This is a genomic window from Mesorhizobium abyssinicae, from assembly GCF_049887195.1.
In the GTDB taxonomy this organism is placed as follows: Bacteria; Pseudomonadota; Alphaproteobacteria; order Rhizobiales; family Rhizobiaceae; genus Mesorhizobium; species Mesorhizobium abyssinicae.
The window spans coordinates 40,916-66,250 of sequence record NZ_JARAKC010000003.1 but is presented as its reverse complement, the minus strand read 5'-3'; the positions used below and the strand labels follow the sequence as shown (position 1 = coordinate 66,250).

21 protein-coding genes are annotated in these 25,335 nt (G+C 65.0%); 15 read left to right on the top strand and 6 right to left on the bottom strand.

The window, feature by feature from the left end; all coding sequences use genetic code 11:
• Positions 1-111: 111 nt before the first annotated feature.
• The 3 genes from PU724_RS08395 to PU724_RS08385 form a co-directional block, all read right to left on the bottom strand.
• Positions 112-903: a TIGR02186 family protein gene (locus PU724_RS08395; protein WP_128272663.1), complete on the bottom strand. Its 792-nt coding sequence runs from the start codon at positions 901-903 to the stop codon at positions 112-114.
• Positions 903-1,826, bottom strand: coding sequence for a sulfite exporter TauE/SafE family protein (locus PU724_RS08390; protein WP_135857545.1), 924 nt, complete (start codon positions 1,824-1,826; stop codon positions 903-905). The genes PU724_RS08395 and PU724_RS08390 overlap by 1 nt, the downstream gene beginning before the upstream one ends.
• 192 nt (positions 1,827-2,018) lie before the next feature.
• The gene (locus tag PU724_RS08385; RefSeq protein WP_354420189.1) at positions 2,019-5,972 is read right to left on the bottom strand and encodes a peptidoglycan-binding protein; all 3,954 of its coding nucleotides are present in this window, start codon (positions 5,970-5,972) and stop codon (positions 2,019-2,021) included.
• Between the two features lie 499 nt (positions 5,973-6,471).
• Here PU724_RS08385 and PU724_RS08380 point away from each other — a divergent pair, with 499 nt between their 5' ends.
• The 9 genes from PU724_RS08380 to PU724_RS08340 all read left to right on the top strand — a co-directional run bounded on the left by PU724_RS08380 (position 6,472) and on the right by PU724_RS08340 (position 16,320).
• Complete coding sequence (locus tag PU724_RS08380) at positions 6,472-6,930, top strand: MerR family transcriptional regulator (protein WP_127285335.1); 459 nt, start codon at positions 6,472-6,474, stop codon at positions 6,928-6,930.
• Positions 6,931-7,162: 232 nt separating this feature from the next.
• A complete protein-coding gene (locus tag PU724_RS08375; protein WP_127285336.1) occupies positions 7,163-8,959 on the top strand; it encodes an acyl-CoA dehydrogenase in 1,797 nt (598 codons plus the stop codon).
• A gap of 148 nt (positions 8,960-9,107) precedes the next feature.
• Positions 9,108-9,524 carry an endonuclease domain-containing protein gene (locus tag PU724_RS08370; protein WP_320319784.1) on the top strand — a complete coding sequence of 139 codons (417 nt, stop codon included), beginning with the start codon at positions 9,108-9,110 and terminating at the stop codon, positions 9,522-9,524.
• Entirely contained in the window at positions 9,521-10,690 is a 1,170-nt protein-coding gene (locus PU724_RS08365; RefSeq protein WP_127310798.1) for an acyl-CoA dehydrogenase family protein, read from the top strand. The genes PU724_RS08370 and PU724_RS08365 overlap by 4 nt, the downstream gene beginning before the upstream one ends.
• A gap of 33 nt (positions 10,691-10,723) precedes the next feature.
• Complete coding sequence (locus PU724_RS08360) at positions 10,724-11,932, top strand: acetyl-CoA C-acetyltransferase (protein WP_127285340.1); 1,209 nt, start codon at positions 10,724-10,726, stop codon at positions 11,930-11,932.
• A gap of 14 nt (positions 11,933-11,946) precedes the next feature.
• The gene (locus PU724_RS08355) at positions 11,947-14,166 is read left to right on the top strand and encodes a 3-hydroxyacyl-CoA dehydrogenase NAD-binding domain-containing protein (RefSeq protein WP_354420188.1); all 2,220 of its coding nucleotides are present in this window, start codon (positions 11,947-11,949) and stop codon (positions 14,164-14,166) included.
• Between the two features lie 12 nt (positions 14,167-14,178).
• Positions 14,179-14,721, top strand: coding sequence for a thioesterase family protein (locus PU724_RS08350; RefSeq protein ID WP_354420187.1), 543 nt, complete (start codon positions 14,179-14,181; stop codon positions 14,719-14,721).
• A gap of 93 nt (positions 14,722-14,814) precedes the next feature.
• Positions 14,815-15,456 (top strand): S24 family peptidase, encoded by a 642-nt coding sequence (locus PU724_RS08345; RefSeq protein ID WP_127285343.1) that lies wholly within the window; start codon positions 14,815-14,817, stop codon positions 15,454-15,456.
• Positions 15,457-16,320, top strand: a complete 864-nt coding sequence (locus PU724_RS08340; protein WP_354420186.1) for a thermonuclease family protein — start codon at positions 15,457-15,459, stop codon at positions 16,318-16,320. It abuts the gene before it with no gap.
• On the opposite strand, the gene PU724_RS08335 is transcribed toward PU724_RS08340, so the two are convergent.
• Complete coding sequence (locus tag PU724_RS08335; RefSeq protein WP_127391910.1) at positions 16,283-17,932, bottom strand: lysine--tRNA ligase; 1,650 nt, start codon at positions 17,930-17,932, stop codon at positions 16,283-16,285. The two genes, PU724_RS08340 and PU724_RS08335, sit on opposite strands and share 38 nt — an antisense overlap.
• 159 nt (positions 17,933-18,091) lie before the next feature.
• On the opposite strand from PU724_RS08335, the gene PU724_RS08330 reads away from it, so the two are divergent.
• Positions 18,092-18,502 (top strand): tellurite resistance TerB family protein, encoded by a 411-nt coding sequence (locus PU724_RS08330; protein ID WP_127222598.1) that lies wholly within the window; start codon positions 18,092-18,094, stop codon positions 18,500-18,502.
• Between the two features lie 157 nt (positions 18,503-18,659).
• Here PU724_RS08330 and PU724_RS08325 read toward each other — a convergent pair whose 3' ends face one another.
• Entirely contained in the window at positions 18,660-19,475 is an 816-nt protein-coding gene (locus PU724_RS08325) for an ABC transporter substrate-binding protein (protein WP_426213160.1), read from the bottom strand.
• A 292-nt stretch (positions 19,476-19,767) separates the two neighbouring features.
• On the opposite strand from PU724_RS08325, the gene PU724_RS08320 reads away from it, so the two are divergent.
• From PU724_RS08320 to PU724_RS08310, 3 genes are all read left to right on the top strand, one after another.
• Positions 19,768-20,499: a helix-turn-helix transcriptional regulator gene (locus tag PU724_RS08320; protein WP_127286296.1), complete on the top strand. Its 732-nt coding sequence runs from the start codon at positions 19,768-19,770 to the stop codon at positions 20,497-20,499.
• Between the two features lie 97 nt (positions 20,500-20,596).
• Positions 20,597-21,235 (top strand): acyl-homoserine-lactone synthase, encoded by a 639-nt coding sequence (locus PU724_RS08315; protein WP_127286297.1) that lies wholly within the window; start codon positions 20,597-20,599, stop codon positions 21,233-21,235.
• 13 nt (positions 21,236-21,248) lie between these two features.
• Positions 21,249-21,998 (top strand): enoyl-CoA hydratase-related protein, encoded by a 750-nt coding sequence (locus PU724_RS08310; RefSeq protein WP_135860467.1) that lies wholly within the window; start codon positions 21,249-21,251, stop codon positions 21,996-21,998.
• 147 nt (positions 21,999-22,145) lie between these two features.
• Here PU724_RS08310 and ppk2 read toward each other — a convergent pair whose 3' ends face one another.
• Positions 22,146-23,063: a polyphosphate kinase 2 gene (gene ppk2, locus PU724_RS08305; RefSeq protein ID WP_320255387.1), complete on the bottom strand. Its 918-nt coding sequence runs from the start codon at positions 23,061-23,063 to the stop codon at positions 22,146-22,148.
• 161 nt (positions 23,064-23,224) lie between these two features.
• Here ppk2 and PU724_RS08300 point away from each other — a divergent pair, with 161 nt between their 5' ends.
• Positions 23,225-24,490, top strand: coding sequence for an ATP-binding protein (locus PU724_RS08300; RefSeq protein ID WP_354420185.1), 1,266 nt, complete (start codon positions 23,225-23,227; stop codon positions 24,488-24,490).
• Between the two features lie 113 nt (positions 24,491-24,603).
• Positions 24,604-25,329, top strand: a complete 726-nt coding sequence (gene phoU / locus PU724_RS08295) for a phosphate signaling complex protein PhoU (protein WP_354420184.1) — start codon at positions 24,604-24,606, stop codon at positions 25,327-25,329.
• The last annotated feature ends 6 nt before the right edge of the window (positions 25,330-25,335 follow it).

Here is a 25,335-nt window from a genome sequence, read left to right as displayed (position 1 = left end):
GACGTCCGGATGGCCGGACCGCTCTGCCGAATTGAATGTGCGTGTTTGCCTTGGGAGGCGGCGGTTTATCGCATCATCGAAAAAAGGGAAAGCCTCTTTCCCTCGGCGAGCTCAATCCTTGCGGAAGACCAGCCGCCCCAGCCAGCCGGTAAGCATGGCGAGCGATACCGCGAAGACGCCGTACAGGAAGGAATAATCGTGCGCGACGCGGAAGATCGACTGCTCGAAACCGGATTTGCGGATTTCGAGCTGGGCCGAGCTTTCCTTGATGAACATGCCGCTCTTGAACAGGAAGGCGCGCGCCTTGTGGGTGCCGACCGGAACGTCGGGCGCCAGCCTGACCGTGGCGCGGAACAGGTTCTGCGACAGGAACTGCACGCCGCCGACATTTTCGCTGTAGAGCCCGGTCGCCTTCTTGCGATCGCGAAGTGCGGCGGTGAACTCCTCGATCGTCGCCGGGCTATCGGTCTCGTCGGCGGGCTTCATGTAGAGGTTGGCCGAGCCGAGCGACAGCTGCTTGTAGCTGTTCGGTTCGGTGATGTCCTGCAGCGGCCGCGTCGTGGCCACCGAATAGGACACCGGCACATTCTCGAACGTCTCCGACTCCAGATTGATCCAGACGCCGAGCACCCGGTCCTTGCGCCGCACCACCACCGGTCGCGGCGGCCCCTCGAGCACGACGATGACGTCGTAGCGCCCCTGGCGCGCGACCAGCGGATCGGGATTTTCCAGCGACCCGAAGATGGTGAGGTCGGCGCCGGAAAACCCGGCGGTGATCGAGACGGCGTCGGTCGACAGGCCGATCTGGATGCCTTCGACCGGCGGGGTTTGCGCCGCCGTCGGCGACGCGGCCGCGACGAGCAGAAGCAAGGCGGCGGCCGCGAACCCCTTCCACCCCGCCATCAGTTCAGGCCCGCCGCGGAAAGCGAATAGAGATTGGGCGGGGTCACGAAGAGATCGATCGCCAGGCGGATGGCAACGGCGAGAACCAGCATTGCCAGCAATGCCCTGAGCTGCTCGCCGCGCAGCTTCTGGCCGGCCTTGGCGCCATATTGCGCGCCGGCGACACCGCCCGCCATCAGCAGGAAGGCGAGCATCACGTCGACCGTCTGGTTGGTGGTGGCGTGCACCAGGGTGGTGTAGGCCGAGGTGAAGATGATCTGGAACAGCGAGGTGCCGATGACGACGTTGGTCGGCACTTTCAAGAGATAGATCAGCGCCGGCACCATGATGAAGCCGCCGCCGACGCCCATGATCGACGACAGGAAGCCGATGCCGGCGCCGAGCCCGAGCACCGGGATGACGCTGACGAACAGCTTCGAGGCGCGGAAGCGCATCTTCAGCGGCAGCCGGTGGATCCAGTTGTGCTGGCCGGATTTCTTCAGCACGGGCGCGGCGCCGCTGCGGGTGGCGCGCAGCGCATTGACGCTCTCGACCAGCATCAGCCCGCCGACGGTGCCGAGCAGCGCGACGTAGAGCAGCGAGATGAAGAGATCGAGCTGGCCGAGCCGGCGCAGCACGGCAAAGACATAGACGCCGCCGGTCGAGCCGACGATGCCGCCCGCGAGCAGCACACCGCCGAGCTTGAAGTCGAGCGTGCCGCGCTTCATGTGCGACAGCGCGCCGGAGAAGGAGGAGGCGATGACCTGGTTGGCGCCGGTGGCGACGGCGATCGCCGGCGGGATGTTGTAGAAGATCAGCAGCGGCGTGATGAGGAAGCCGCCGCCCACCCCGAACATGCCCGACAGAAAGCCAACCGCCGCCCCCATGGCCAGCAGCACGAAGACGTTGACGGAAATTTCCGCGATCGGGAGATAGATGCCCACCCGTCAGTCTCGATCAGTTTGCCTGTCGGCGATGCAGCCGCAGCGTGCAGTCTCGCACCGAAAAGCCAATTTTTTCTTGCGCCGACGCGGCGGCGGGGAGCAAACCCCGCCGCCGCGTCGAAACAAAAAAGCATCTCAATCAGTTAACAGGCAAATGTGTGGCAAGGCATCGCGGAAGCGACGCATCTGCCGTTATTTGCGCGCCAGCAGCGCCTTGACCAGTTGTTCGTCGACCTCGCCGGTCGGTTTCAACTTGTTGTCGGTCTGGAAGGCCATGATCGCGGTCTTGGTCTTGTCGCCCATCACGCCGTCGGCGCCGCCGGCCTCATAGCCGTTCTTGTTGAGGATCAGCTGGATATTCTTGACCGCCTTCTTCATGTCGATGCTGGCGGTCGTCTGCGGCGTGCCGTCCTGCCAGGATTCGGGGATGTCGGCCGAGTTGGCCGCCTGGTCGATCGGCTTCGGCTTCCACAATTCCGTGGCGGCGCGCGCCCGCTCCAGCTGCTCCGGACGCAGCGCATTGGCGATCTCGTCGCGCTTGGACGCAGCATCCTTGTCGCCGGTCTTGGCGACGAGCGCGAACCATTTGTAGGATTCCTCCAGGTTCTGCTTCATGCCGACGCCCTTGGCCGCCAGGATGCCGAGGTTGAACTGGCTGTCCTTGACGCCGAGGTCGGCCGCCGCCTGGAACCAGTGCGCCGCCGATTCATTGTCGGTGACGCCATCCGCCGCCATGGCGAACAGCACGGCGAGATTGTGCATGGCGCTGGCGTTACCCTGTTCGGCGGCAAGCTGGTAGAAGGTCTTGGCCTTCTTGATGTCGCGGGTGACGCCGATCCCCTTCTCGTAGAAATTGCCGATGCGGTATTCGGCCGGCGCGAAGCCGAGCTCGGCGGACTTCTCGTACCACTTGGCCGCGGCCTTCATGTCCTCCTTGACGCCGCGCGATTCGGCATAGCGCGAGCCGACCTCGAACAGCGCCTTGGCATCGCCGCCGGCGGCGGCGTCGCGCAGGGCCGGCGGACCGGCGTCGGCCGGAATGTCGATCTTCGCGGCCGCCTGGGGCGCGCTGCCGGCGGGCGGAACAGCGCCCGTGGTGTCGGGGACCGTCGGCGTGGCGGCCGGCGCCGTGGCCATCGGCGCGGTGTCGGCGTCGGCATCCGTAGCCGGCATCGCAGGCGCCGAGGCAGTAACGTCCGGTGCTGGTGCCGTGGTCGCAGCCGGCGCGGCCGAAGCCATCGGCGCCGGCGCCGGTTCAGCGGCGGCGGGCGCGGCATCCATCACCGTATTTGCGTCCATCGGCAACGCGGCGGCGGTCTGCGCCGGCGCCGCATCCTTCACCGGTTCGGCTTGCCGCACGGCGCGCGCCGGAGCGTCCTCGGCGGCGGTCTCTATCTTCGGCGCGGCGTTGGTCTTCGGTTCGGCGGTGGCATTGAGTGAAGCGGTCTCCACCGGCTGCGCGGCAACGATCGGCGCGGCATCGTTGCTGGCGACCGGCGCGGGATCGGAGAAGAAGGCCTTGCCAAGCTGCAGGCCGGCAAGCGCCAGCATGATCGCGGCCGCTGCCATCAGGATCGGCTTGCGCCGGGCCTTGAGCAGGTCGCCGATCCTGAGCGCCTTGACCGGGCCGCCCATCGTCGACTGGCGCTTCAGCGCGTCGGCCTCGGCGGCGGCGGCTTGCGCTGCGCGCCTTGCCGCGGCAATGAAGTCGGACTTTGCCGCATCGCTCTCGTTGCGCTTGACCGGCGGGCCCCGCTCGTCGCGCACGCGCTTCATGATGGCGGTGAGATCGGGTGCGCCGGAACCGGGTTCCAGCGGGCGGTTGGCGAATTTCGGATCGAGCGGTTCGTCGAGGTCGACGCTCGGGGCGTCGATGTCGGGCGCCGAACCGGCGAGCGGCGGCGTCTCCGCCTGCTTCTTGCCCCTGAAGGCGCGCGCCAGTCCGCCGAACATCGACTTCTTGCCGGCCTTCTCGCTCTTTTCGGTGATCGTGTCCGAACCGAGCGCCGCCATGGCGGCGGCCGCCGCCGCTTCAGCCGGCGAACGTGGCGCCGGCTCTTCGCGCGCAACCGGTTCGTTGCGCAGGATCGCGGCGGCGCGGGTGTCGAGATCCGCGATATCTCCGGACAGTGGCAGCGGCTGGTCGATATCCATCGACGGCGCATCCTGCACCGCGATCTTGGAACCGCGTCCTGCGCGCTTGCCCATCGGCTGCGGATCGATGAGCTCGCTGACGGCTTCCACCGGCTCGCTGGTCTCCAGCGAGCCCAGCCGGTCGACGATCTTGAGCAGCGTGTCGTGGATGGCCTCGAAAGTGCGCGAATTGCGTTCGTCGGAACGGCGCGTCAGGGCTTCGAGCGTCTTCAGGTCCTGCGCGAGGCCGCTGACCGCCGCCGTGTTGGCGCTGGTGTCAGCCATCGAACGCACAGCACTCTCGGCCGCCTCGCGGGCCGCGCTGAGGATCGAATCGCGCGTTCCGGCCAGCGACTTCTCGATCTCGTTGAGGCGCGGGCTGATGTCCTCGAATTCCGGCAGCGGCGTGCCCGGCTTGGTGAGATGCGCCGAAAGCCCGGAAACTTGCGCCTCCAGGCTGCGGATCAGCGCCGGGTCGATACCGGCGACCTGCGCGGCGGATGTTTCCAGCCGGCTGGAGATGTCTTCGAGCCGGCTTTCCAGGCCCCGGATCGCCAATTCGCTGGCGGGGTCTGGCGTGCGCGTCTCCAGGCGCTTGGCGAGCGCGGTGAAGCGGGCATCGATGGCGTCCATGATGCCGGCGCTGTCGGCCTGCGGCATGCGCTGATCCAGCCTGTCGGCAACTTCGTCCAGCCGCCGTTCGAGATCGCGAAACAGCATGTTGCCCTGCTCGATCGCGTCGCCCTGCCGGCGTTCCATCATCCCCGACAGCGCGTCGAAGCGCTGTTCCAGCCCCTGGAAGATGTAGTCGGCGTCGGGCATGGCCGGCGCGTGGTCGATCTTGTCGGCGATCATCGCGATCTGCTTGCCGAGCCGGTCCATCGCCTGCTCGGGCAGGTTGGCGCGGGCGGCCAGCTCATCGACGCGGCTCGACAGGAGATTGAGCCGATCCATCACCTCCCGGCCCGGCTGAGCCTGGGTGACTTCCTCGATCTGCTGCGCCAGCGAGGCGATCCGCTTCTCGATGCGCTCGAAGGGTTCGGGGTCGAAGGCATTGGCCTGCGCGGCGACGGTCGAGGCGACGATGGCGCGCGAGATCTCGTCCAACCGCTCGTCGATCATGCCGAACGTATCGCTGGCGCGATTGCCCTGCTGGCTGGCGAACTGGTCGACGGCGCCGGCAAGCGTGCGCACCTTTTCTTCCAGCGAGCGCAGCGACAGCGATTCCGGCAGGTTGTTGACGGCAGTGCTGATCTGCTCGAGCCGGTCGGTCAGCGCCGACAGGCCCGGATTGTCCGAGCGCTGGCGCTGGTCGGCGTCGACGCGATCCTCGAAGGCGCTCCAGCGGCGGTCGAAATCGTCCCAGCGGCGGTCGACCGCGCGCACGCTTTCCTCGCGCGCCAGCGTGTCCAGCGCGCCCTTGACCTGCTCCAGCTCGAGCCTGAGCAGGTTGACGCTCCGGTCGTCGCTCTTCTCGGCCAGCGTCTGGATGGCGCCGGACAGCCGCTCGAATTCGAGGCCGAGCTCGGCGCTGCCCTTGCCCGCCTGGCCATTTGCCTGGAAGGCGCGCTCGATGTCCTGGCGCAGCGCGTCGAATTCGCGCTTCAGCCCGGCGGTCATCTGGTGACGCAATTCCTCGCGCAGGCCGCGCAGCTCGCCGGCGATCTTGCCGACCACGGCGACGCTGTCCTCCTGGCCGCGCACGCGGTCGATGTCGCGGGCGATCGCCTGGTAGTTCTGTTCGAAGGCGGGCGCCGCCGGCGCCGGCGCTTTTGGCCGCGGTGCCGGCTGCGGGTCGTCATACCAGCGCGGCTGTTGGCCAAAGGGCTGGGCGCTGGCGTAGCGCGGTTCCGGCTGGCTGCGAGGGTCGAGGCGCTCGGCCGTGTCCTCGCGCGTCCGCTCCAGCCGCTGCTCCAGCGTTTCCAGCGAGCGGTTCAGCTGCTCGAGCGTGGTGTGCGGCCTGCGCTGCCTGCCGGCATTGAGAGTATCGAGATAGGACCGCTTGCTGTTCATCGATGCGCCCGTGTTCAGAATGGCCGGCTCCTGGCCGGATTCCCCAAAGTCCCGCCGGGACGAAGGCGACCGCGCGGTTCTGCTGCGGCGGAGGCCAAACCTCCCGGGCCTTTCGCCCGCGCTTCGAAAACCGTGAAAAATTCGCTACAGGATAACCACGGGTGACCGACATGCGCACATTTCACCCAACGTGGTAAACAACGCGTTAACCAAGCTTAAGAACTTGCATATGCCTTTCCGTTCCCGGAGCGCCTCCGCAAAAACCGTTCCGGATTTCAGCATCGCCCGCCAATGGGTGCGGCATAACGTTCTTAGCCTAGAACGCCCTTGCGTCATGAGCCGGCAATCGGTATAGAATTGACGTAAACGTAAGAGGTGCGCAGATCCCGCCTTTTGCGATTTTTTTGTTGAAACCACGACTGGAAGCACGCCCCCGCTTCCACTCAGGCGACGCAAGGTCCGGGACCGCGGCGCCACCAGACGGGGAAAGCCAGTGACCATGAAACTTGTTTCGGCCGGCGAAGCCGCGGCCAACACCAATGACATATCGACTGAAACCGGCGAGGACCTTGTCCGCATCGGCGAGATGGCCAAGAAATACGGCGTGACGTTGCGCACGCTGCGTTTCTACGAGGACAAGGGCCTGCTCAACCCGAAGCGCGACGGTTCGACCCGTCTCTACACGCGCCGCGACAGGGCACGGCTGAAGCTGATCCTGCTCGGCCGCAAGGTCGGGTTCTCGTTGCGCGACGTCAAGCAGATGATGGATCTCTACGATCCGACCGGCTCCAACACCAAGCAGTTGCGGCTGGCGCTCGACAAGTCCGAGAAGCAGCTCGCCCGCTTGCAGAAGCAGCGGGCGCTGATCGACGACGCCATCAACGAATTGAGCACGTCGATGACGGCGGTGCGCCAGATGCTGATGGATCGCGCGCCGCAGGCGAGCGCCGCCGGTTAATCGCTTCGCCGCTTTCCGGCAAAGCAGATGACGAATGAGAGCCGCGCGACCTGGGTCGCGCGGCTCTTTATCTTTTGCCGGCCACGCATCGAAAATTTTCCGGCTGCGACAAGATTGACGTTTACGCAAACGTCAATATTTGCTATCGGAGCGTCGACATTGGCTCAGCCTCCGATCTGCGCTTTGATCGAGAACTTGCTGGCAGGGCCAGACCGCAAGGGTGGAGGAAGGCATGACGATCTACAGGGCGCCGATCCAGGACACGCTGTTCGTGCTCAACGACGTGCTGGGCTATCAGCGCTATTCCAACCTTCCCGGCTTCTCCGACGCGACGCCCGATGTCCTCGAGGCGATCCTTGCCGAAGGCGCCAAGCTTGCCGAGAACGTCATGCATCCGCTGAACCGTGTCGGCGACATGGAAGGTTGCGTGCGCCATGACGACGGCTCGGTGACGACGCCCAAGGGCTTCAGGGAGGCTTTCGACCAGTATCGCGAGGGTGGCTGGATGGGGCTCGCCGCGCCGGCCGAGTTCGGCGGCCAGGGCCTGCCCTACACGGTCCACACGGCGGTCTCCGAATATATGGTCTCTGCCAACATGGCGCTGATGATGTATCCGGGCCTGACGCAAGGGGCCATCGCCGCCATCATCACCCACGGCACCGACGAGCAGAGGGCGACCTGGCTGCCGAAGCTGGTCGAGGGCGCCTGGACCGGCACCATGAATCTCACCGAGCCGCATTGCGGCACCGATCTCGGCCTGCTGCGCTCCAAGGCGGTGCCGAACGGCGACGGCACCTACAGGATCTCCGGCCAGAAGATCTTCATCTCCGCCGGCGAGCACGACATGTCGGACAATATCGTCCACCTGGTGCTGGCCCGCATCGAAGGGGCGCCGGAAGGCGTGAAGGGCATTTCGCTGTTCATCGTGCCGAAGCTGAAGCTCGATGCCTCGGGCAATCCCGGTCAGAGGAATACCGTCTCCTGCGGCTCGATCGAGGAAAAGATGGGCATCCACGGCAATTCGACCTGTGTCATGAACTATGACGAGGCCGAAGGCACGCTGCTCGGCGAGGCCAATGGCGGGCTGAAGGCCATGTTCACGATGATGAACGAGGCCCGGCTCGGCGTCGGCCTGCAGGGGCTTTCCCTGTCGGAGATCGCCTACCAGAACGCCGTCTCCTACGCCAAGGACCGGCTGCAGGGCCGTTCGCTGTCCGGAGCCAAGGCGCCGGACAAGAAGGCCGACCCGATCATCGTCCATCCCGACATCCGCCGCTCGCTGATGACCATGAAGGCTTTCAACGAGGCTGGCCGCGCGCTGGCGCTGTGGACCGCGATCAAGTCGGACGTCGCCCACCGCGCCGGCGACGACAAGGACCGCCAGGCGGCCGACGACTACACCGGCCTGCTGACGCCGGTGGTCAAGGGCGTGCTCACCGACAAGGGCTTCGACCACGCCGTGATGGCGCAGCAGGTCTTCGGCGGCCATGGCTACATCGAAGAGCATGGCATGAGCCAGTTCGTGCGCGATGCCCGCATCGCCATGATCTACGAGGGCGCCAACGGCATCCAGGCGCTCGACCTCGTCGGCCGCAAGCTGGCGCAGAATGGCGGCCGCGCGGTGCAGGCCTTCTTCAAGGAGGTCGCCGAGTTCTGCGAGGAGAACCGCGCCGACGAGAAGCTGGCGCCCTTCACCAAGGCGCTGAAGAAAGGTCTCAACGACCTGCAGGCGGCGACCATGTGGCTGGTGCAGAACGCCATGGCCAAGCCTGACAATGCGGGCGCCGCCTCGACCGACTATATGCATCTCTTCGGCCTGGTGGCGCTGGGCTATATGTGGGCGCAGATGGCCAGGGCCGCGGGCGTCAAGCTGGCGGAAGGCGCCAATGGCGCCGCGTCCTTCTACGACAACAAGCTGGTGACCGCGCGCTTCTTCATGGAGCGGATCATGCCGGAGACGGCGACGCGGCTTGCCCGCATTTCCAGTGGCGCGGACACGCTAATGGCGCTGCCGGCGGAAGCGTTCTAGAAATCGTGGGGCGTCCCCCTCCCCCTTGAGGGGAGGGTGGCTGCGAAGCGGCCGGGAGGGGTCGCCCGCGACGAACTCGACGCCATTCTGACGGATGCGCACTGGGAGGAGGACTACAGCAATGCCTCGGACGCGAGTGAGTTTCGAGATGCGGCAGAAGGCACGTTCGCTTCGTCTCCACGCGACGAAGGCGGAGTCCTTGTTATGGTATGAATTGCGCGAGTTTGCCGCTGATGGCCTGAAGTTCAGACGGCAGTCGCCGATCGGCCCATATATTGTCGATTTCGTTTGTCCGAGGGTCAAACTGATCGTCGAGGTCGACGGCGATCTGCACGAAACTGAAGCAGGAAAGCGCCATGACATCAATCGCGATGCCTATCTGCAATCTCTCGGCTACGTCATCGTCCGAATCGACGAACCTGATGTCATCAACAGTGCATGGCATGTGGCGCAGCTTGTTAAGGACAAGGCCGAGCGTGTCACCGGCGACCCCTCCCGACCGCTTCGCGGCCACCCTCCCCTCAAGGGGGAGGGGGACGCCGGCGCAACGGAGGAAGTAGCATGACAAATCCAGCCGAAATTCTTGGCTTGCCAAAACCCGCCTGGGCGGCGGACGAGGTCGGCATGCTCTACGACATGGCGTCGCGCTTCATGTCGGAAGAGATCGCGCCGCGCTACGACGAGTTCGAGAAGAACGAGATGGTCGACCGCGAGAGCTGGCTGAAGGCAGGCGCGGCCGGCCTGCTCTGCGCCTCGATGCCGGAGGAGTATGGCGGCTCTGGCGGTACCTTCGCGCATGAAAGCGCCATCATCGAGGCGATCGGCCATGTCGGCGTCGACGGTTTCGGCATCGGCCTGCACAATTCGATCGTCGCCCCCTACATCCTCCATTACGGCTCCGAGGAGCAGAAGAAGAAATGGCTGCCGAAGCTCGCGACCGGCGAGCTGATCGGCGCCATCGCCATGACCGAGCCCGGCGCCGGCTCCGACCTGCAGGGCGTCAAGACGCGCGCCGAGAAGGACGGCAACCACTACAAGATCAGCGGCTCCAAGACCTTCATCACCAACGGCCAACTCGCCAACCTGATCATCGTCGTCACCAAGACCGATCCGGAAAAGGGCGCCAAGGGCACCTCGCTCATCGTCGTCGAGACCGACGAGGTCGAAGGTTTTCAGCGCGGCCGCAACCTCGACAAGATCGGCCTGAAGGCCAACGACACCTCCGAACTGTTTTTCAACGATGTGCGCGTGCCGACCTCGAACCTGCTCGGCCATGAGGAAGGCAAGGGCTTCGTCCAACTGATGCAGCAACTGCCGCAGGAACGGCTGCAGATCGGCACCGGCGCCATTGCCATGATCGAGCGCGCGCTCGCCCTGACCATCGACTACGTCAAGGAGCGCAAGGCCTTCGGCAAGGCGGTCATCGATTTCCAGAACACCCAGTTCAAGCTGGCCGAGCTGAAGACCGAGGCCACGATCGGTCGCGTCTTCTACAATGACTGCGTCGCCCGCCACATCGATGGCGGCCTCGATCCGGTCACCGCCTCGATGGCCAAATACTGGCTTAGCGACCTGCAGGGCAAGGTGGTCGACGAGTGCCTTCAATTGCACGGCGGCTATGGCTACATGAATGAATACCCGATCGCCCGCATGTACCGCGACGCGCGCGTCCAGCGCATTTACGGCGGCACCAACGAGATCATGAAATTGCTGATCGGGCGCTCGCTCTGAGCGCGCCGAGCGGCAAACCCAAGGAGCAGGAAAATGGCCGAAGCTTACGTCTATGACGCCGTGCGCACGCCGCGCGGCAGGGGCAAGAAGGATGGCTCGCTGCACGAGGTGCCGGCGGTGCGGCTCGCCGCCAAAACACTGGGAGCATTGCGCGACCGCAACGGCCTCGACACCGGCACTGTGGACGACATCATCTTCGGCTGCGTCGACCCGGTCGGCGAGGCGGGCTCGGTCATTCCGCGCGCCGCCGCCTTCGAGGCCGGCTACGACACCAAGGCGCCCGGCATGCAGATCTCGCGCTTTTGCGCTTCCGGTCTCGACGCCATCAATTTCGGCGCCGCCAAGATCGCGCAGGGTGCCGACGAGATCGTCATCGCCGGCGGCGTCGAATCGATGTCGCGCGTCGGCATGGGCATGTCCGGCGGCGCCTGGTTCATGGATCCGTCCGTCGGCCTGCCCGGCTGGTTCGTGCCGCAGGGCATTTCGGCCGACCTGATCGCCACCAAGTATGGCTTCAGCCGCGACGATGTCGACGCCTATGCCGTCGAGAGCCAGAAGCGCGCCGCCAAGTCCTGGTCCGAGGGCCGCTTCAAGAATTCGGTGATCCCGATCAAGGACCAGAATGGGCTGACCATCCTCGACCATGACGAGCACATGCGACCGGCGACCGACATGCAATCGCTGGCCTCGCTCAACCCGTCCTTCGTCATGCCTGGCGAAATGGGCGGCTTCGATGCGGTTGCCGTGCAAAAGCACCCGGAAGTCGAGGAGGTCAACCACGTCCACCATGCCGGCAACTCGTCCGGCATCGTCGATGGCGCCGCTGCCGTCCTGCTCGGCTCCAAGAAGGCCGGCAAGGCGATGGGCATCAAGCCGCGCGCCCGCATCCGCGCCTTCGCCAACATCGGCTCCGAGCCGGTGCTGATGCTGACCGGCCCGGTCGACGTCACCGAAAAGCTCTTGCAGCGTGCCAAGATGAAGCTGTCGGACATCGACCTGTTCGAGCTCAACGAGGCCTTCGCCTCGGTGGTGCTGCGCTACATGCAGGCCTTCGAGATCCCGCACGACAAGATCAACGTCAACGGCGGCGCGATCGCCATGGGCCATCCGCTCGGTGCCACCGGCGCCATGATCTTCGGCACCGTGCTCGACGAGCTCGAGCGCCGTGACCTGAACACCGCGCTGGTCACGCTCTGCATCGGCGCCGGCATGGGCACCGCCACCATCATCGAACGCGTCTGACGGGGAGAGAGAAGATGAGCTACACCAATTTCACCCTCGACACGGACGCCGACGGCATTGCGCTGGTCACCTGGAACATGCCGGATCGATCGATGAACGTCTTCACCGAAGAGGTGATGCGGGAGCTTAACGCCATCGTCGACCATGTCGCCGGCGGCGCGGCCATCAAGGGCGCGGTCATCACCTCCGGCAAGGATACTTTCTCCGGCGGTGCCGACATCACCTTGCTGCAGAAGATGCTGGGCGCCTTCGCCGCCGACAAGGCAAAGGATTTGGGCAAGGCGACCAAAGCCCTGTTCGACAATGCCGGCGTCATGACCGGCCTGTTCCGCAAGATCGAGACTTCCGGCAAGCCGTGGGTGTCGGCGATCAACGGCACCTGCATGGGCGGCGCCTTCGAGATGTCGCTCGCCTGCCACGGCCGCGTCGCTGCCGATTCCGACAAGGTGAAGATGGCGCTTCCGGAAGTGAAGATCGGCATCTTCCCGGGTGCCGGCGGCACCCAGCGCGTGCCGCGGCTGACCGATCCGCAGCAGGCGCTGCAGATGCTGACCACCGGCCAGACTCTCACGCCGCAGAAGGCCAAGGCAATGGGCCTGATCCACGAGATCGCCGAGCCTTCGAAGCTGGTCGAGACCGCCAAGGCGATGATCAAGAACGGCCTGAAGCCGGTGGCGCCCTGGGACGAGAAGGGCTTCAAGCTGCCCGGCGGCCCGGTCTATTCGGCGGCGGGCGCCAATCTCTGGCCGCCGGCCATCGCCATCCTGCGCCGCGAGACCTTCGGCAACTATCCGGCCGCCGCGGCGATCCTGAAATGCGTCTATGAGGGCCTGCTGGTGCCGTTCGACACCGCGCTCAGGATCGAGCAGCGTTATTTCACCGAGATCATGCAGACCAGGGAAGCGGCGGCGATGATCCGCTCGCTGTTCGTGTCGCTGCAGGAACTGAACAAGGGCGCGCGTCGCCCGGCCGGCGTGCCGGACACCAAGTTCAAGAAGATCGGCATCCTCGGCGCCGGCTTCATGGGCGCCGGCATCGCCTATGTCACGGCCAAGGCCGGCATTCCCGTCGTGCTGCTCGACCGCGACATGGAGTCGGCAGAAAAGGGCAAGGCGCATTCCGACAGCCTGATTTCTGATCAGGTCAAGAAGGGCCGCGCCAAGCCCGAAGAGAAGGACAAGTTGCTGTCGCTGATCACGCCGACGGCCGACTATGCCGACCTCGCCGGCTGCGATCTGGTGGTCGAGGCCGTGTTCGAGGATTCCGCCGTCAAGAAGAGCGCCACCGAAAAGGCCGAAGCGGTGCTGAAGTCGTCGGCGATCTTCGCCTCCAACACCTCGACCATCCCGATCACCTCGCTGGCGAAGAATTCGGCGCGACCGAAGAATTTTGTCGGCATCCACTTCTTCTCGCCGGTCGACAAAATGATGCTGGTCGAGATCATCCTCGGCAAGAAGACCGGCGACAAGGCGCTGGCGACCGCCATCGATTTCGTGCGCGCCATCAAGAAGACGCCGATCGTCGTCAACGACACGCGCGGCTTCTACGTCAACCGCTGCGTCCTGCGCTACATGTCGGAAGCCTACAAGATGCTGATCGAGGGTGTCCCGGCACCGATGATCGAGAACGCCGCCAAGGCGGCCGGCATGCCGGTCGGTCCGCTGGCGCTGACCGACGAGACGGCGATCGACCTTGCCCAGAAGATCATGAAGCAGACGATCAGGGATATCGGCGAGAAGGCAGTCGATCCGAAGCAGATGGCGCTGATCAACACCATGGTCGACACGCATGGCCGCTTCGGCCGCAAGAACGGCAAGGGCTTCTACGACTATCCGGCCAAGCCGGCGAAGAAGAAGCTGTGGCCGGGCCTCAAGGATCTCTACCCGCAGCTCAAGCCGGAGAAGATCGACTATGAGGAGCTGAAGCAGCGCCTGCTGGTCACCATCGCACTGGAAGCGGCGCGGGTGATGGAAGAGGGCATCGTCACCGATCCGCGCGAGGCCGATGTCGGCTCGATCCTCGCCTTCGGCTTCGCCCCCTTCACCGGCGGCGCACTGTCCTACATCGACGGCATCGGTGCGCAGCAGTTCGTCAAGATCGCCAAGGGCCTGCAGAAGAAGTACGGCGCCGAGTTCAAGGCGCCCAAGCTGCTGCTCGACATGGCCGAGAAAGGCGAAACCTTCTACCAGCGCTTCGACCCGTACGCGAAGGGCGAGGTCAAGCAGGCAGCCTGACGGCCGACGCGGATGTATGTCTGGGCGCGCATGGCGCGCATGATGGCCACGGCGCGAAGCCGTGGCCCTTACCTTATCGGCGGCGACAGCCGGCTTGCCTTCCGCTGCCTGCCGACCGACATCGATTTCAACCTGCATCTCAACAATGCCCGCTATATGATGCTCGCCGACCTCGGCCGCATCGACATCTTCCTGCGCGCCGGCCTGATCGCGCTGGCGCGCAAGAACGGCTGGGCACCGATGATCGGCGGGCTGCAGGTGGCCTATGTGCGCGAGATCCGGCTGTGGCGGCGCTTCGAGGTCATATCCTCGATCGAGACCTGGGAGGGAACCTCGGTGATCGGCAGGCACCGCTTCGTCCTCGACAGCGGCGATACGGCCGCGCTGATCATGACCACCGGCGGCGTCTACGACCACCGCAATCGCCGCTTTCTCGACATCGCCGAGGTTGTCGCCGCGCTTGGCCGTTCTGCTCAGCCGCGCCCACCGACCGAGGCCGAGCAGGCATTCATGGCCTCGCACCGGAATTTGCGGGAACTTGCCAAAAAGGCCTGATCGTTGGCGATCCCGCGCTTCCTCGGTGGACATTGGGGCGGTTGCGCGGTAGACAGGAAGAGGCATTTTTTCCTGTTTTGAAGGAGAGCTCGATTGCTCTCGCACGACCGTGTCTGGGCTGCCATCGACGCACTCGCCGAGCGTTATTCGCTGTCGGCGTCAGGTCTGGCAAGGCGCGCCGGTCTCGACTCCACCGCCTTCAACAAGTCGAAGCGCCTGTCCTCGGACGGGCGGCCACGCTGGCCCTCGACCGAATCGCTGGCCAAGATCATCGAGGCCACCGGCGCCTCGCTTGAGGAGTTCACCGGGCTGGTCGAAGGCCTCGGTGGGACCGCTTCGCAGCCACGCAGGTCTTCGGTGCCGCTGCTCGGCTTTGCCCAAGCCGGCGCCGGCGGCTTTTTCGACGATGCCGGCTATCCGGCGGGGCAGGGCTGGGATCTGGTGGAATTGCCGGCGCGGGCGACCGCGACCTCCTATGCGCTGAAAGTGCAGGGCGATTCCATGCTGCCGCTCTACCGCAACGGCGACGTACTGATCGTCGAGCCGGGAGCGGCGACGCGCAAGGGCGACCGCGTCGTCGTGAAGACCGCCGCGGGCGAGGTGATGGCCAAGGTGCTCGATCGCCAGACCGCGAAGTCGATCCTGCTGGTCTCCCTCAATCCCGATCATCCCGACCGCGATATTCCGATGCGCGACGTCGAATGGGTGGCGCGCATCGTCTGGGCCAGCCAGTAGGTGCGGCTGCCTCACCTTGCCGTGGCGGTTCTGGCGGTGCCGGCGATGGCGGCGCTCGTCGCCGCCGGAGGCCGCACGCTGCAGGGCAACGAAAGCGTCGTCACGATTGACCGGATCGATCCGGCCGCCGGCACGATCGCCGGGCAGGACGCCGACATGCAGCCCGAAGCACCGGCCACGGCAGCCATTCCGGCACCGCAGCCGGTGAGGACTCCCGCCCATTCCAGGGCGATCGATCCCGATGTCGTGGCGCCGCCGCAGCTTTCCGCCGAAGAGCTCGAGCGGGTCGAGCCCCGCGCGCCGCTCAGCGATCTCGCGCTCGCCGGCCCGCTCAAGCCGCCCAAGTTGAAGATGCCGGACGACTGGAACGGGACCAAGCTGTTCCAGCCCGTTGCCGCCGCCGCCGGCCTGATCGAGGCGAAAGGCTACGCCGTCGCTGTCTCGGGCGTCGAGGTCCTCAGGCAGGACGAGACCTGTGGCGACGAGGGCAAATCCTGGGCCTGCGGCATCCGCGCCAGGACGGCGTTCCGCGCTTTCCTGCGCGGCCGCACGGTGGTCTGCACGGTGCCGCCCGAGGGCGGCCGCGACACCATTTCCGCCGAATGCCGCGTCGGCAATCAGGATGTCGGCCAATGGCTGGTGCAAAACGGCTGGGCGCGTGCCGCCGCAGGCGGGCCCTATGTCGAGGCGGGCGAGAAAGCGCGCACCGCAAGGAAAGGCATCTTCGGCGCGGCTCCGGATCTTTCGGGCGTGCCGTCACTTCCTGCCGCCCTGCCCCCGGCGCCCTCCGCGCCGAGTTCGATCCTGCAGGAAGAGGATGGGATCCTTACGCCGCTAGCTGACCAGCCAGCGCCCGCTCAATGAGCGCCCGCGTCTCGGCGATGCCGTAGAGGGCGGCGAAGGAGCCGAAGCGCGGACCGCGCTCCTGTCCGATCAGCACCTGGTAGATCATCTGGAAGAAGGCGACCGAAACGCCGGGCCCGCCTTCCGGGCTCTGCTTGGAATGGTCCTGATAACGCTCGATCCGCCGCGCCACGTTGAGCGCCGCGTTCTGGATCGCTTCGCCGTCGGCGCCCTGCGGCAGCGCGCCGAGCGCGTCCGAAAGCTTCGCCAGCGCGTCGCGCTCCACGTCGTCGGCGGCGCGGAAAACCTTGGTCGGCTTCACGAAATCGTCGAAATAGCGGATCGCGTAGCCTGTCAGCCGGTCGAGTTCGGGATGCGTCGCCGGCGTCACGCCAGGTGCGTGGCGCGAAATGAAGCCCCACAGCACCGCCTTGTCATGCGCATTGGAGGCGCTGACCAGATTGAGCAGCAGCGCGAACGGCACCGGCAGGTCGATGGCCGGCGGGTTGCCGTCATGCATGTGCCAGACCGGATTGCCGAGCCGTTCCTTCCAGTCCTGCCGCGGATAGGCGCCGAGGAAGGTGTAGTACTCGTCCACGGCCCTCGGAATGACGTCGAAATAGAGCTTCTTGGCCTGCCGTGGCCGCTGGTACATGTAGAGCCCGAGGCTCTCGGTCGGCGCATAGGTCAGCCACTCGTCGATGGTCAGCCCGTTGCCCTTCGACTTCGAGATCTTCTGGCCGTTCTCGTCGAGGAACAGCTCGTAGACGAAATGCTCCGGCGCGCGTCCGCCAAGGATGTTGCAGATGCGGTCGTAGATCACCGCGTTGGTCTGATGGTCCTTGCCGAACATCTCGAAATCGACGCCGAGCGCCGCCCAGCGCATGCCGAAATCCGGCTTCCACTGAAGCTTCACCTTGCCGCCCTTGATCGAGAGCGTGGTCTCGGTGCCGTCATCGTCGAAGGTGATGGTGCCGGCCTTGGCGTCGACATGCTTCATCGGCACGTAGAGCACGCGGCCGCTCTTCGGCGAGATCGGCAGGAACGGGCTGTAGGTCGCCTGGCGCTCTTCGCCGAGCGTCGGCAGCATGACGGCCATGATCTCGTCGTAGCGCTCGGCGGCGCGCAGCAGCACCTCGTCAAAGCGGCCCGCCTTGTAGTACTGCGTCGCGCTGGCGAACTCGTAGTCGAAGCCGAACGTGTCGAGGAAGCGGCACAGCATCGCGTTGTTGTGGTCGGCAAAGCTCGCATAGTCGCCGCCGAACGGATTCGGAACCGACGACAGCGGCATGTGCAGATACGGCTCCAACGCCGCGCGGTCCGGCACGTTGTCGGGGATCTTGCGCATGCCGTCCATGTCGTCGGAGAAGCAGAGCAGCTTGGTCTTGACCTTGTCTTCCGTCAGCACGCGGAAGGCGTGACGCACCATGGAGGTGCGCGCCACCTCGCCGAACGTGCCGATATGCGGCAGGCCGGACGGGCCGTAACCGGTCTCGAACAGGACGGTGTCCGGAAACGCGGCGTTCTTGTAGCGCGCGATGATCTTCTTGGCTTCCTCGAACGGCCAGGCCTTGCTCTCGGCGGCGGCCGCAAGCATCTCGGGATTGAGATCGATGATGTTTGATCCCGTCATGTCAAAAGTTCCAGCTATCGGCCGGCTTGCCGGCGGAGGTAAGATTTTCAACCGGTCCTCTAGGCGCGACAGGCCGGAGCGTCAACGATTTGCGGCGGTTTTCCTTGCGGCGTCCACCTGGCGACCCTACCTTCGGGGCGCATTATCAAGGAGTTTTGAATGCCTTTGACGCCACACGAAGCCCTGATCTACCTGATGGTCATCACTTCGGCTTCCGACCGCGACATGACCGATGTCGAGCTTGCGCGCATCGGCGACGTGGTCCGCTCATGGCCGGTGTTCGTGGATTTCAACCAGGACAGGCTGGTTGCCGTCGCTCAGGCCTGCCAGAAGGCGTTGAACGCCGAGGACGGACTGGAAGGCGTGCTCGAACTTGTCGAAGGGGCGCTGCCCGAACGGCTGCGCGACACCGCTTATGCCGCCGCTTTCGAGGTCGCCGCCGTCGATCTCGAAATGCGCATGGAAGAAGTGCGGGTGCTGCAGTTGATCCGTCTCAAGCTCGATCTCGACACGCTGACCGTCGCAGCGATCGCCCGCGCGGCGAAGGCGCGTCTGCGCACGCTGACTTAGGTTTGGTCGATATTCAGGTGAGGCCGGCCTGCGAATGGCGGTCTCCAGCGCTTCCGGTGCTCAGGTACTCAAGTACGCTCCGCTCCGGTTCTCGGAAGCCACCACTTTCGGCGCGGCCTGAGCTCAACCTCAACAAGCCCTGGCCGTGCTGCGGTCCTCAGAAGAAGCTGACCGGGAAATAGCGGAGGTAGAATTCGGCGAAGGTGCCCTTCACCGAGATCTCCTGCAAGGCGTAGTCCATGGCCGCCGCCAGCGCCGGATCGCCGGCGCGGGTGGCGATCGCCATGCCCGAGCCCAGATATTCCGGGGCCAGATAGGGTCCGCCGGCGAAGCGGCAGCAGCCGGAGGCATCGGTGCCGCCCAGCCAGAAGGCAAAGCGCATGCCGTCGCCGAAGGCGGCGTCGATCTTGCCGGACTTGAGGTCGCCATAGAGCGCTTCCGGCGCGTCGAAGGGCACGACCTGAACGGTGCCGAAATACTCGCGCAGCATCTTCTCATGCGCCGAGCCGGCGATGACGCCGACCCGCTTGCTGCGCAGCTTGTCGAGGATCGGCTCCGTGAAGGCTTTCGCTTTCGGCATGATGAAGCGCGCCGGGAACTGCAGATAGGAGCGCGAGAAGGCGTATTTCGTCCGCGTCTCCGGCGTCGCGGCGATGCCGGCGATGATCGCCTCGCCTTCGCCCTTCTGCAGCGCCTCGTCGAGCTCGCCCCAGGGCAGCGCCTGGATCTGGCACTTTTCGGCGATGCCGAGCTCGGCGCAGATCGCGCGCGCCAGATCGACATGGAAACCGGACAGCTTGCCCGCGCTGTCGAGGAAGTTGAACGGCGGAAAGTCGGTGGTGGTAAGGAACCTGAGGCGCGGCAACGCCGAGAGGTCGGGCTTCGGCAACCGCTCCTTGGCGTCCCACAGCACCGGCACCTGCGGCTCGGCGGCAAATGTAACGCCGGCAAAAAACTGCGCCGCCGCCAGCATCGACAGGGCGATGACCATCCGTCGCAATGTCACAAGAAGGCTCCGCCCAGTCATGTCCTTGGGCTTTTCGTACGAAAATAGCGCCGGCACAATGGTTTTTGATTTCAACCTGCGAATTTAAGCGTATGGTTTAGGTAGTTTGCAAATACGCTCCGCGGCGCCGGCTGAAAGGGGGTCAATCACCCGGTCGCTAAAGCGGTGCAGCTTTGCAATCCGGGGTTGATGGCGAAGCGCGGGTCAGGCATCTACCATCGATCTCTGATGCGGAAGGCAACATGGGGTAGATGTTGCGATGGGTCATTTTGATCGCACACTGGAATACATCGATCAGCTGCAGCACGCCAACACGGCGGCCGCGGTCTGCGAAAGGCTGCTTGGCGTCACGTCGAATTTCGGCCTGACGGCGCTGATGGCCGGAACCGTGCCGCATCCGGGCACGCCGCGCGGCCAGCAGAAGGACCACGTGCTGCTCTGCGACTGGCCGGGCGAATGGCTGGAGCGCTATGTGGCGCGCAACTACGTCGACCACGATCCCGTCGTCAGCCACATGAAGCAGCTTCAGGCGCCGTTCCAGTGGCGTGAGGCCTCGGAAAGCATCCGCATCGACAAGAGCAGCGGCGAGGTGATGGGCGACGCCAGGGAGTTCAAGCTGCGCGACGGCCTGGCATTCCCGCTGATTACGCTCGACGGCCAGATCGTCATGGTGTCGCTCGGCGGCGAGGCGGTCGAGCTGTCGGAAGCGGAGTTCGGGATGGTGTCGCTGGCGTCGACCTATGCGATCGGCCGCGCCATGCAGCTCCATACGATGGCCGCCAAGACCATCGATCACATCGAATTGACGCCGCGCGAGCGCGAATGCCTGCAATGGGCTGCCGTCGGCAAGTCCGAATGGGAAATATCTCAAATTCTAGGCATTTCGGAACACACTTCCGAGAAACACCTTCTTAACGCCAAAAGCAAACTCGGTGCCGTCAACAGGGTGCAAGCCGTCGCCGAAGCGATTAGGCGCGGCTATATTAGCTAGGTCGGCCGAGCTGGCCTAGAAATTCTTGCCTACGCGATCGCGTAATTTTTTCGGGAAAGCCCGGCCGTATCTTCCTATTCAAACCAGGAGACGGCTAATGCTTTTTTCCCTAACAACCCAGGAATTGATGGAGCGTCCCGACCTTTGGGAAGCCGTCCATCGGTTGCGCTACAGGATCTTCGTCGAGGAGATGGGCTGGACCGATCTCGAGCGTCCCGACGGCCTCGAGATCGACCAGTTCGACCACGACGAGGCGGTGCATCAACTCGTCATCCGCAATGGCGAGCTTGCCGGCTATCAGCGGATGCTGCCGACGACACGGGCACATCTGCTGACCGACGTGCTGCAGGACCTCTATGAAGGCACGCCGCCCTCGGGGCCAGGTGTCTGGGAATTGACCCGCTACGCTGTGGCGCCAGGCTTCCGGGACGGCAAGCGCGGCGTGTCGACGGTCGGCACGGAGCTGATCGCCGGCTTCGTCGAATGGGGCCTCAAGCGCAACATCAACCAGGTCATCATCGAGTTCGAGCCGATGTGGGTGCTGCGCGCGCTGCAACTGCACTTCCTGGCGACACCCCTCGGTTACCAGCGCACCTACGGCAACCAGCAGGTCGTCGCCACGCTGCTCACCTTCACCGAACACACGTTGGACGTGGTCCGCGCGCGCCGCAACCATTTCGCCCCTGTGCTGGCCAGAGGATATCCCGACAGGCTCGGCCTGCGGCAGGCATCGTAATTGGAGTTTTGTTATGAGTATCCACCCGCAACCAGAATTACGCGGCCACACGCTGGTCGTCACTGTCTCCTCGCACGACGGCCGGCCGGTGCTGGACAGACGCGCCTATGCCAGCCTGGCCAGGACCTTCCACGAAGCCGCCGTGAACGATGATGTGCGTGTCGTCGTGCTGCGCGGCCTGGCAGGCTGTTTCTGCCTTGGCGGCGACTTTACCGAGTTCCTCGACGCCACCAAGCATCGAGAGCTGATCGCCGCCGTCACCGACATGTTCCGCACGCTGGCGACCTTTCCAAAACCCGTCCTTGCCTGTGTCGACGGCGATGCCGTCGGTGTCGGTTGCACCATTCTGTTCCACTGCGACATGGTGATCGCCTCGCGCGCAAGCACGTTCCGGGTGCCGTTCGTCGATTTCGGCCTGGTGCCTGACGCGGCAACCAGTATCCTGGCGCCGCAGAAGCTCGGCTATGCCGGCGCCTTCCGCTTCTTCTGCCTGGGCGACACGCTGCATGCCGAGGATGCCAAGGCGCTCGGCCTGGTCGGCGAGATCGTGGCCGACGGCAGCGCCGAGGAAGCGGCCCTTCTCAGGGCGAGGCAGCTTGCCAAGAAGCCGGTCGCGGCACTCCTGCAGACGCGCGGCCTGCTCAAGGGCGACACCGGCGCGCTCTGCGACCGCATCGACCAGGAGATATCGCTGTTCCAGCAGGCGCTGCAGGACGACACGACCCTGAAGCGGCTGCAGCGCATTGCCCGGCTGGCGGCCTAGAGCATGATGCCGAAAAGTGTGAAGCGGTTTTCGGACGACATCATGCTCTATCTCTTTGATTAGAGCCGGAATCAGATTTCAGGTCGAGTCGACCTGAAATCATCCGGCTCTAGGCCGCCAGCCACCGTATCGTCGGCGAAACGGGGCCTACTTCTCCAGGAATGATGGCCCTTCGCCGATGATCTTCTTGTCTTCCTTACCGACGATTTCGAGGTCGCGCCCGTCATAGGGCAGCGACGACAGGATGCGCCTGATCACAGCCAGCCGCGCCCGTCGCTTGTCGTTGGCCCGCACGACGATCCAGGGCGCGAACTCCTTGTGCGTGCGTTCGACCATGAGGTCGCGCGCCTTCGTGTAGTCGTCCCATTTGTTGATGCCGGCGACGTCGATCGGCGAGAACTTCCAGTTCTTCAGCGGGCTCCAGCGGCGGTCGTGGAAGCGTTCGAGCTGGGTTTCCCGGCCGATGTTCAGCCAGAATTTGAAGAAATGGATGCCTTCGTTGCAGATCATCCGCTCGAAATGCGGTGTCTCGTCGAGGAATTTCGCGTGCTGCTCGGGCGTGCAGAAGCCCATCACCGGCTCGACGCCGCCGCGATTGTACCAGGAGCGGTCGAAGGTGACGAATTCGCCGGAAGTCGGGAAGTGGGCGACATAGCGCTGGTAATACCACTGTCCGATCTCGGTCGGCGTCGGCTTGGTCAGCGCCACATTGCGCGCGGTGCGCGGGTTCATGTACTGGCGCAGCACGAAGATAGTGCCGCCCTTGCCGGCCGCGTCGCGGCCCTCGAACAGCGCCATCACCCGCTTGCCGGTCGCCTGCAGCCAGGCTTGCGCCTTGACCAGCTCGATCTGCAATTGCTCGAGCGTCGCGTCATACTCCTCGCTCTTCATCTTCTTGTCGTAAGGATAGCCGCCGGCGGTCAGCTTGTTGTCCTCGATCCAGTCGGGAAGCACCGGGTTCTCGATGTCGAACTCCCGCTCCTTGCCGCCAATCCTGATTTTCAGCGGGCCCTGTGTCGGTGCCGGTGCCGGCGCCGGGGCGGGGCTTTCCTTGGCTTTTTTCATCGAGACGAACCTTTCCAGCTTGCGGACTCATGCTATTGGGAGCCTCAACGGCGCCGCGCCCCCGTTTGGATGCGCAAATGACGCTGTAGCACTCCAGGCCGGTCAAGCGGAAGTTTCGCGACCGGCGACAGGGGGTAAAGGCATGGGGCGCGAGCGCGCGAATGGCTGAGCTGAACGCGGAGCACAAAGGCACGGTGCAACCGGCGGCCGCGCGGCTGTGGGCGAACCGCTGGCTGCTCGCCGCCGGCATCGTCGCCGTCCTCGCCGTTCATGGTCTTGCCGGCGCTTCGGCCTATGTGGTGCTGGCGGCGATTGTCCTGCTGCTGGCGGCGGCGCTGCTGCCGTCGGGCGGCGCCCGTCAATCGATCGAGGACGCCACGGCCATGGAAGCGGGCGGGCTGCAGCGCCTTTCCGGCGAGTATCTCGCCGCCGCCGTCGCCGATCCCCTGATCATCTTCGACCGCACCGCCACCATCGTCCATGCCAACGCCGCCGCTTTCGCCGCCTTCGGCGGCCTCGCGCCGGGCATGTCGCTGTCGCTGAAGTTCCGCGCCCCGGAAATGCAGGCCTTGCTGGACAGCGTCCTGTCGGGAACGGTCGCATCCGAAATTGTCGACTACACCGAAAAGCTGCCGGTCGAGCGCGCCTACCGCGTCAGCGCCTCCTCTGTCGGTCATGCCACCGACCTCTATGTGCTGGTGTTCAAGGACCAGAGCGAGGCGCGCCGGATCGACAGGATGCGCGCCGATTTCATCGCCAACGCCAGCCATGAGCTGCGCACGCCGCTTGCCTCGATCTCGGGCTTCATCGAGACGCTGCGCGGGCCGGCCCGCGGTGATCCCGCAGCGCGCGACCAGTTCCTGCAGATCATGCAGAACCAGACCGGCCGCATGGCCCGCCTGATCGACGATCTCCTGTCGCTGTCGCGGCTGGAGATGAAGCCCTATCTGAAGCCGGGAACCGAGGTCGATCTGCGCCAGACCATCGACAGCGTCATCGACTCGCTGGCGCCGCTTGCGCGTGAGAACGGCGTCGCCATCGAGCGCGATTTCGTCGATGGCCCGCTCGACGTGCCGGGCGACCGCGACGAGCTTTTCCAGGTCTTCGAGAACCTCCTGGAGAACGCCTGCAAGTATGGCCAGTCCGGCGGGCGCGTCACGGTGTCGATCGAGCGCGACGGGACCGACCCCGAACCGGGCATCGACGTCACCATCAGGGACTACGGTCCAGGCATTCCCGAAGAGCACATCCCGCGCATCACCGAGCGGTTCTACCGGGTCGATGTCGAGAGCAGCCGCACCCAGAAGGGCACCGGTCTCGGCCTGTCGATCGTCAAGCACATATTGACGCGCCACAGCGCCAGGCTGTCGATCAAGTCGGAAGTCGGCAAGGGCGCGGCGTTCTCGGTCCATTTGCCGTCCGCCTGAGGCCGTACTATCTACTAACCGGCCATTTCTTTTTTCTGTCATCCGGCTAGCGTATCAGCGCAGGATTCGAGGAAACGACTCGGTCGCAAGACCATGGGGAAGGCATTTCGTCCATGCAGTCCGTGCACATCGTCAGCGCCTATGACGAGGAGCTGAAATACCTGTCGAAGCGGATCGCTGCGATGGGTGGACATGCCGAGCGCATGGTCGAGCAGGCGATCACCGCCTTGGTCAATGCCGATCCCGGCCTCGCCCAGAAGGTCATCCGGGACGATGTGGTCCTCGATGAGGGGCAGCGCGAGATCGACGACAAGGCGATCGTCATCATCGCCAAGCGCCAGCCGATGGCAACGGACCTGCGCGAGATCGTCGGCGCGATCCGCATCTCGGCCGACCTCGAGCGCGTCGGCGACCTCGGCAAGAATGTCGCCAAGCGCGTGGCTGCCGTCATCGACGGGCGCCAGCCGACCAGCCTGTTCCGCGGCCTCGAGGCGCTCGCCGACCTCGCCTTGACGCAGCTCAAGCAAGTGCTCGACGTCTATGCCTCGCGCTCGGTGGAGAAGATCGGCTTCGTGCGTGACCGCGACGACCAGATCGACGCCATGTACACCTCGCTGTTTCGCGAGCTTTTGACCTACATGATGGAAGATCCGCGCAACATCACGCCCTGCACGCATCTTTTGTTCTGCGCCAAGAACATCGAACGCATCGGCGACCACGCCACCAACATCGCCGAGACCATCTACTACATCGTCACCGGCGACCAGATGCCGGCTGAGCGGCCGAAGGGCGACAATACGGACAAGATCGTGCTTCCCGGCACGCTGCCGGTGAAGTGAACGGCC

What these genes read in the sequence shown, in the direction of transcription:
- PU724_RS08395 (WP_128272663.1), bottom strand. Translation starts at nt 903, where the DNA reads ATGGCGGGGTGGAAGGGGTTCGCGGCCGCCGCCTTGCTTCTGCTCGTC.
- PU724_RS08385 (WP_354420189.1), bottom strand. Translation starts at nt 5,972, where the DNA reads ATGAACAGCAAGCGGTCCTATCTCGATACTCTCAATGCCGGCAGGCAG.
- PU724_RS08380 (WP_127285335.1), top strand. Translation starts at nt 6,472, where the DNA reads ATGAAACTTGTTTCGGCCGGCGAAGCCGCGGCCAACACCAATGACATA.
- PU724_RS08375 (WP_127285336.1), top strand. Translation starts at nt 7,163, where the DNA reads ATGACGATCTACAGGGCGCCGATCCAGGACACGCTGTTCGTGCTCAAC.
- PU724_RS08370 (WP_320319784.1), top strand. Translation starts at nt 9,108, where the DNA reads ATGCGGCAGAAGGCACGTTCGCTTCGTCTCCACGCGACGAAGGCGGAG.
- PU724_RS08365 (WP_127310798.1), top strand. Translation starts at nt 9,521, where the DNA reads ATGACAAATCCAGCCGAAATTCTTGGCTTGCCAAAACCCGCCTGGGCG.
- PU724_RS08360 (WP_127285340.1), top strand. Translation starts at nt 10,724, where the DNA reads ATGGCCGAAGCTTACGTCTATGACGCCGTGCGCACGCCGCGCGGCAGG.
- PU724_RS08355 (WP_354420188.1), top strand. Translation starts at nt 11,947, where the DNA reads ATGAGCTACACCAATTTCACCCTCGACACGGACGCCGACGGCATTGCG.
- PU724_RS08350 (WP_354420187.1), top strand. Translation starts at nt 14,179, where the DNA reads ATGTATGTCTGGGCGCGCATGGCGCGCATGATGGCCACGGCGCGAAGC.
- PU724_RS08335 (WP_127391910.1), bottom strand. Translation starts at nt 17,932, where the DNA reads ATGACGGGATCAAACATCATCGATCTCAATCCCGAGATGCTTGCGGCC.
- PU724_RS08330 (WP_127222598.1), top strand. Translation starts at nt 18,092, where the DNA reads ATGCCTTTGACGCCACACGAAGCCCTGATCTACCTGATGGTCATCACT.
- PU724_RS08325 (WP_426213160.1), bottom strand. Translation starts at nt 19,475, where the DNA reads ATGCTGGCGGCGGCGCAGTTTTTTGCCGGCGTTACATTTGCCGCCGAG.
- PU724_RS08320 (WP_127286296.1), top strand. Translation starts at nt 19,768, where the DNA reads ATGGGTCATTTTGATCGCACACTGGAATACATCGATCAGCTGCAGCAC.
- PU724_RS08315 (WP_127286297.1), top strand. Translation starts at nt 20,597, where the DNA reads ATGCTTTTTTCCCTAACAACCCAGGAATTGATGGAGCGTCCCGACCTT.
- PU724_RS08310 (WP_135860467.1), top strand. Translation starts at nt 21,249, where the DNA reads ATGAGTATCCACCCGCAACCAGAATTACGCGGCCACACGCTGGTCGTC.
- ppk2 (WP_320255387.1), bottom strand. Translation starts at nt 23,063, where the DNA reads ATGAAAAAAGCCAAGGAAAGCCCCGCCCCGGCGCCGGCACCGGCACCG.
- PU724_RS08300 (WP_354420185.1), top strand. Translation starts at nt 23,225, where the DNA reads ATGGCTGAGCTGAACGCGGAGCACAAAGGCACGGTGCAACCGGCGGCC.
- phoU (WP_354420184.1), top strand. Translation starts at nt 24,604, where the DNA reads ATGCAGTCCGTGCACATCGTCAGCGCCTATGACGAGGAGCTGAAATAC.